The organism is Rothia sp. HMSC068F09 (assembly GCF_001812775.1).
In the GTDB taxonomy this organism is placed as follows: Bacteria; Actinomycetota; Actinomycetes; order Actinomycetales; family Micrococcaceae; genus Rothia; species Rothia mucilaginosa_A.
On record NZ_KV810418.1, the window covers coordinates 97457 to 103505 of the forward strand.

Annotated in this window: 3 protein-coding genes; all 3 read left to right on the plus strand. The window is 57.1% G+C overall.

All coding sequences use genetic code 11. From position 1 onward, the window contains the following. Positions 1–7: 7 nt before the first annotated feature. The 3 genes from HMPREF2874_RS02220 (at position 8) to HMPREF2874_RS02230 (ending at position 5535) form a co-directional block, all read left to right on the plus strand. Positions 8–1186: a restriction endonuclease subunit S gene (locus tag HMPREF2874_RS02220; protein ID WP_070648800.1), complete on the plus strand. Its 1179-nt coding sequence runs from the start codon at positions 8–10 to the stop codon at positions 1184–1186. Positions 1187–1364: 178 nt separating this feature from the next. Then, positions 1365–4760, plus strand: coding sequence for a type I restriction endonuclease subunit R, EcoR124 family (locus HMPREF2874_RS02225; RefSeq protein WP_070648792.1), 3396 nt, complete (start codon positions 1365–1367; stop codon positions 4758–4760). A 526-nt stretch (positions 4761–5286) separates the two neighbouring features. Then, on the plus strand, positions 5287–5535 hold the full coding sequence (locus tag HMPREF2874_RS02230; protein ID WP_070648793.1) for a hypothetical protein: 249 nt from the start codon (positions 5287–5289) through the stop codon (positions 5533–5535). The last annotated feature ends 514 nt before the right edge of the window (positions 5536–6049 follow it).

Genomic DNA, 6049 nt, shown 5'->3' on the forward strand with positions numbered 1-6049 from the left:
GGCGGACGTGACGAATTATATTGACCGCCTGGTGGCTGAGCTCTGCCCAGACGGGGTTGAGTACCGCCCGCTGGGTGAGCTCCTTGGCTATGAGCAGCCGACGAAGTACCTTGTATCGTCTAAGGACTATGACGACTCGTACCCTACGCCGGTGCTGACTGCGGGTAAAACGTTTATTCTCGGTTATACGAATGAGGCCGAGGGTATTTACCCTGCATCTAAGGAAGAGCCTGTCATTATTTTTGATGACTTTACGACTGCTTTTAAATGGGTTGAATTCCCGTTTAAAGCTAAGTCGAGTGCTATGAAGATGCTTACTTTAAAGAGTGGGACTGATTCACTTTTTAAGTATGTCTATTATGCGATGCAGTGCATTGTGTATAACTCGTCTGACCATGCTCGACAGTGGATTTCTAAGTATTCGAATATTGAGGTTCCTGTTCCGCCGCTGGAGATTCAGGAAGCGATTGTTGAAATTCTCGACAAATTCACGAACCTGGAAGCGGAGCTGGAAGCGGAGCTGGAAGCGCGTACTCTGCAATACGAGTACTACCGTGATTCGCTCTTCGAAGCCCTCGACTGCCCCCGCGTTCCCTTGGGATCTCTAGGAACTTTTGTTCGTGGAAATGGGCTGCAGAAAAAGGACTTGCAGGAATCTGGAAATCCTGTCATTCACTATGGTCAGGTTTTCACCCGCTACGGATTGCACGAAGATAAGACTTTGTCGTATGCCAATGATGAAGTCTATGACAAACTTCGAAAAGCCGAAAAGGGAAATCTTGTCATTGCCACGACTAGTGAGAATGATGAAGATGTCTGTAAAGCTCTAGCCTGGCTTGGAGAAACGCCTGCCGGTATCAGTGGAGATGCGTACATCTACCGTCATGAGATGAACCCGAAGTATGTTTCATATTTCTTTACAACTCATGACTTCCAGCGGCAGAAGCTTCGCCATATTACCGGTACAAAAGTTCGACGAGTATCGGGAAAGAATCTTGAAACAATTGAGATTCCGCTTCCTTCTCTGGAAGAGCAGCAGCGCATTGTCGATATTCTCGACCGCTTCGACACCCTGACCACCAGCCTCTCCGAGGGTCTACCCGCAGAGCTCGCAGCGCGTCGCAGCCAATACGAGTACTACCGTGACCAGCTACTCACCTTCCCCCGCAAGGGCGAAAACCAGTAGACACCCGCGCATCAAACTGCGCATCACGCGTGAATCCCGTGCAGGGGTAGTGGCCACCCACCATCCCTGCACGGGCCCCACACCTCAACCACATACCTCAACCACACTCAACAAACCGGGCTCCCCAACCCCGAGCCCGACCATCCACACACTCAACCCCTACGCAAAGGAGCACCCCGTGGAAACCGTACCCAACCACCCCCGCCCCACTGAAGGACGCACCGAAAGCATCCTCAGCTCAGACGACTTCACCGTCATTGCCAAGCTCAAGGGAACTGGCCTCTACAAGGAATGGAAGGCCCAGCACCAGAAGAAGCGTGAGCACCAGAGCGAAGCGCAGCTCGAAGCCGAACTCATCGAAACCCTCAAAACCCAGGGCTACGACTACCTGCCGCGCCTCACCGATGAAGCCGCGCTCATCCGCAACCTGCGCGAACAGCTCGAACGCCTCAACACCCGCCCCGAAGAAGGCGCATACGGCCCCAACAGCGGCTTCCACTTCACCGACGAAGAATTCGCCCGCCTGCTCACCGAACACATCGCCCGCTCCAACGACGGCATCCTGGAGAAGGCCAAGCTCATCCAGGAAGAACGCTTCATCGACTTCCGCCTCGAAGACGGCACCCTGCGCAACATCATGCTCATCGACGCCGCCTACCCCGCACGCAACCACATGCAGGTCATCAACCAGTACCGCGTACCCGCCCCCAACGGCAAAGTACTCAACCGCTACGACGTGACCATCCTCGTCAACGGCCTACCCCTCGTACACATCGAACTCAAGAAGCGCAACGTAAGCATCCGCGAAGCCTTCAACCAGATCGAACGCTACCAGAACGAAGGCTTCCAGCAGGACCAGCACCGCCTCTTCGAATACGCCCAGATCTTCATCATCAGCAACGGCTTCGAAACCAAGTACTACTCCAACACCGTGCGCCACAAGCACGTCGAAGACCAGCAGACCGCCAGCCGTAAGACCGACTCCGGCGGCTCCGCAGGCAAGAGCTTCGACTTCACCAGCTACTGGTCAGACGAACAGAACAACCGCATCAACGACCTAATCCTCTTCGCGCGCACCTTCCTCACCCGCCACACCCTCGCCAACATCCTGACCCGCTACTGCATCTTCACCGTAGGCCAGGACCTGCTCGTCATGCGCCCCTACCAGATCGCGGCAACCGAGAAAATCATTAAGCGCGTCGAAATCGCCAACAACAACCCTAAGATTCTCGGCACCAAAGAAGCCGGCGGCTACATCTGGCACACCACCGGCAGCGGCAAGACCCTCACCAGCTTCAAAACCGCACGCCGCCTGGCAGAAACCGGACTCGTCGACAAGGTCATCTTCGTCGTGGACCGCAAGGACCTCGACTACCAGACCATGCTCGAATACAACAACTTCCAGGCAGACTCCGTCAGCTCCACCGGCAGCACTCGCGAACTCAGCAACCGCCTCGCCGACCGCGGAACCAACATCGTGGTCACCACCATCCACAAGCTGTCCAACCTCATCACCGCCGACTCCGAACACCCCGTCTACGGCCAGCGCGTAGCCATCATCTTCGACGAATGTCACCGCTCCCAGTTCGGCCGCATGAACACCGCCATCAAGAAGAGCTTCAAGAAGTACAGCATGTTCGGCTTCACCGGCACCCCCATCTTCAACGAAAACTCCGCAGGCGGCCCCGGCACCACCACCGTCAAAGTCTTCGGCGACTGCCTGCACACCTACACCGTCGTCGACGCCATCAACGACAAGAACGTGCTGAAATTTCACCTGGAATACACCAACACCAGCCCCCACTTCGCCGAACTCGAAGAAACCTCCTACGCAGAAGAAATTGCCGCCGAACGCGCCGAAACCCCCGACGCGAAGGAACTCGAAAAGTTCGCAAAGAGCAAGGAAGTACTCGAAAGCCCCGAACGCATCGAAGCCGTAGCCACCTACATCCTGGACAACTACGACCGCAAAACCAACCAGAGCGCAGCCACCAGCTACGAGGTCAAAAAGACCCGCACCATCAAGGGCGTCACCAAACACTACGTAGAGCGCGTGCGCGGCTTCAACTCAATCCTGGCAACCTCGTCTATTGATGCTGCCTGCACCTACTACGACACCCTCAACACCCTGCAAGAAGAACGCATCGCAGACGGCACCCTGCGCCCCGAACAGAAGCTCAAGGTCGCCATCATCTACTCGCAGGGCAACGGCGGGCAGCTCTTCGACACCTTCGGCGAAGAAGAAAACTTCACCTTCGCCACCGAAGGCACCGGTTGCCGCATGGACGGCTACCTCGAAGACTACAACACCATGTTCGGCACCAACTTCAGCACCGACGGCGACTCCTTCGACAACTACTACAAGGACGTCTCCCGCAAGATGAAGATGCGTGAGCTGGATCTGCTCATTGTCGTGAACATGTTCCTGACCGGCTTTGACTCCAAGACCGTCAACACCCTCTGGGTAGACAAGAACCTGAAGATGCACGGCCTGGTACAGGCATACAGCCGCACCAACCGAATCCTCAACTCGCTCAAGCCCTCCGGCAACATCGTGTGCTTCCGCGACCTCGAACAGGCAACCAAGGACGCCTTCACCCTCTTCGGCGACACCGAAAACAGCAGCGGCCAGTCCGCCCTCGACATCGCGTTTACCCGACCCTACAAGGAAGCCTACGCCGCATACGACAAGGCCGTCTCCGACCTGCGCGAAGAATTCCCCATCGACGAGGGCGGCTCCATCACCGTGGACACCACCGAAGACAAGGCCCGCTACATCGAGCTGATGAACCAGGTGCTTAAACTGCAGCAGGAACTGCGCGTGCACGACGAGTTCATCCGCGACGGCGGCAACGAACTCATCAGCGACTACGACATGCAGGGCTACACCGGTGTCTACAACGACATCTACGAAGAAGCCCGCGAACTGCGCCGCGAACAGGAAGAAGCGAAGGACAGCGCCGACAGCGAAACCGGCGAAGGCGAAGAAAAGCCGACCGCAGTTGACCTATTTGATCGCGTATCCTTCCTGACCGAACTGGTCAGGCAGCAGGAAGTCGGTGTGCTCTACATCCTGGAGCTCGTCAAGGCAGCCCGCGCCGCACGCCACGGCAAGGCGACAGGGGAGAGCGGCACCTCCGAAACCGCGCAGGACAGCGTGGAGCACTTCCGCGACCGCGTGCGCCTCGCAATTCGTAACGACGCCGACCTGCGCGAAAGCGGCGATATCATCGAGGACTACTTCGACACCTACCTGAACGAGTCCGAAGACCACGACGTGCAGGAACACTTCCACCACTACGTGACCGACCGCCGCACCCGCGAAGAAGACACCATCGTGAAGGACGAAGAGCTGGACTCCGCAGAGACCCAGCGCGTCGTCAACCGTGCACTCAAGGAAAACCGCCGCACCATCCCCGGCAAGATCAGCCGCCTGGTCAAGGGCAAAATCTCGCTCTTCGGCGGCAAGCTCGGCGGTGCGAAAACCGAAGACGCAGCAACCAAGGCGAAGCGCGTGAAGCAGAAGCTGGAGAAGCACATCGTCCGCTTCATGCCGTTCCTTGGCGGAGAATAACCCGCGGTGACGTGCTGTAACCGGCGGTAGCCTGCGGTAATCCGCCCAGAAGCCACATGTGTTTCGAAAAGCCACTTCTTTGGTGGCTGCTCGAAACACATGTGGCTTCTCGCCGTTTGTGGGGGAGGGCCGGTATCGGCACAGATCTACGCTGCTGGGCAGCTCCTCTGCCCGGTGCCGATTTTGGCAATGAGTTAGTGACTTTGGTGAGGGTTAAAACCCCAGCTCAAAGTCACTAACCCATGATCGAAGTCCGTAACCCATGACTGAATTTCCGTCCGGTGTATGGGAGGGGGGGCAACTGCACACAGGAGGCAAGCCCGTCCGCACCTAATCTTCCGCACGGCGGGGGAGTTTGGCGGGGGAGTGCACCTCCAGAAAACCCCTCGTCACACAATATTTTTTGTGTATTTTCTCCGGCGTGGGCGGTACAGCCCCTTATCTTGTCAGGGGTGCCCCGTACCTTTGGTGGTAGAGAACAACGACGCGTTCTCATTCCTCCATCGAACGACCAAAGGAGAAACCCATGTACACGGATGGCTACTACAGCGATGAAGACTTCCGCACCTTCTGCTCCGGCCAGGACGCCGCCAACATCGACGACTTCTTTACCGACAACGGCGAATACCTCATGGAACATCTGCCTGAAGTCACCGACCGCGAGTTCCTCGCCGGCCTCCGCTACGGTAACGGCTGTGACGCGCTCTGCCAGAGCGGATACGCCCTCGACGAGGCAGAAGAGGCCCTCCGCGACATGTACGCGCTCGCCGTCTGAGTCAGGACGCGGCGGACCCGCCGGGGGAGTAGGGCCCTGCATTTTGGCGATGTGATGGCCTGACGGAAGTGGCTTCGTTGCCGTAAGAGTATAGGCATCGTTGCGGTAGGCAAATGTTGTTTGATAGCGAAAATAATGTATTGCGGTTTTTTGACTGTCATAAACCGCAAAAGAGTGCAAACATGGCTAAATTTCCTGTAGGGTGGTTCTGGGACTCATAGTGATGCGCCGGTGCGTTGATAGCGTAGGAAACCTTGTCTGGTCGCTTTTGGATACGTTGATGTATCTAAAGAAAGCTTCTCGACTAGCACATACACACCATCACCGACGATTGGAGCACCCAATGGGACCTGAATCCGTTTTGACTCGCCGCGCACTGCTGAGCGGCGGCGCACTCTTCAGTCTGGCCAGCCTGCTCGCGGCATGCGGTCAGCAGGCAAATAACGAGGCGGCAGCCGCCGCCTCCACCGCACCGAGTGAGACTGCTTCGGCCTCGGCTTCGGCTACCGAGGCG

Excerpts from the sequence above, each read along its gene's own strand:
- HMPREF2874_RS02230 (WP_070648793.1), top strand. The coding sequence starts at position 5,287 with ATGTACACGGATGGCTACTACAGCGATGAAGACTTCCGCACCTTCTGC.